This is a genomic window from Bradyrhizobium sp. AT1 (genome assembly GCF_001590795.1).
Classification (GTDB): domain Bacteria; phylum Pseudomonadota; class Alphaproteobacteria; order Rhizobiales; family Xanthobacteraceae; genus Bradyrhizobium.
Map to the genome: position 1 here is coordinate 292854 of NZ_JXDL01000001.1, position 865 is coordinate 293718.

The window sequence follows — 865 nt, forward strand, 5'->3', positions numbered from 1 at the left end:
CTGTGGTGCGGGCGAGGCGGCCGGCGTAGTGACATCGGGCCAGCGCGTGGCGATGGCTGGCTGCTGCGCGGTGTCGTTGACGGTGGCCGCAGGCTGTTGCGCGACCGGCGGCGTCGTCGCTGCGGCCAGCGCGGGCGCGGTCGTGTTCGTCATGGCCGGCGCGGCACCCTGCGGGGCAACATATTCGGCGCGCGCGTTCTGCACGGATTGCGGTGCGGCTGTATCTGCCTCTTGGGCGTCGGTCGTCGCCTGTGTGGTCTGAGAGGCCTTGCCGCCGGCGGCGCGCAGATACCAGCACTGCCGCTTGGTCGTGCGCTCGAGGCGATAATACCAGTGCTGCCCCTGTGGCGCGGTGCCCTTCGGCGAGGCGAGGCAGTCGGCGGCCGCATTGGCCGTGCTCGGTGCGTTCGGCGCGTTCTGCGACACGGCGGCCAGTGGCAGGCCGGCGATGACGGTGCCGACCAGCGCGGATACGAATTTTGCGGTGCGGTTGCCCATCCTGGTCTCCCGGTTACGCGACGCAACTCTAACCAGCCCTTTGTCATCAAAGACTTGGGTGGCAATGAGCCGCAAATCCGGAGAGGATGTGGCTTGAATTGGGCCCGCGGGGCGGTGGTTCCGCAGTGAAATCAGGCGCCTTTCGGCGTTATTGTTTCGCCGACGTCCAGGTTCCACCGCAGCCGTCGGATCGCCGCCAGCTGCCGGAACCGCTGCGGGCGCCGAGACGTCCGGAGCCCGTGAAGGTCACGCCGCCATCGCCGTGACCGAACGTGCTGACGGCGCCGCTCGAGCTGACCGTGCCGCTGACGCCCTGGCCGATGACCTTGCCCGAGGAGACCACGACCGCGCCGCTCGTCGAGCCGCC

General features: G+C 69.5%; 2 pseudogenes. Both read right to left on the minus strand.

Annotated elements, in window-relative coordinates:
• A pseudogene (locus tag SE92_RS36415) lies at nucleotides 1–498 on the minus strand (hypothetical protein); the annotation flags it as partial.
• 148 nt (nucleotides 499–646) lie between these two features.
• Nucleotides 647–865, minus strand: a pseudogene (locus tag SE92_RS01400) (hypothetical protein); the annotation flags it as partial.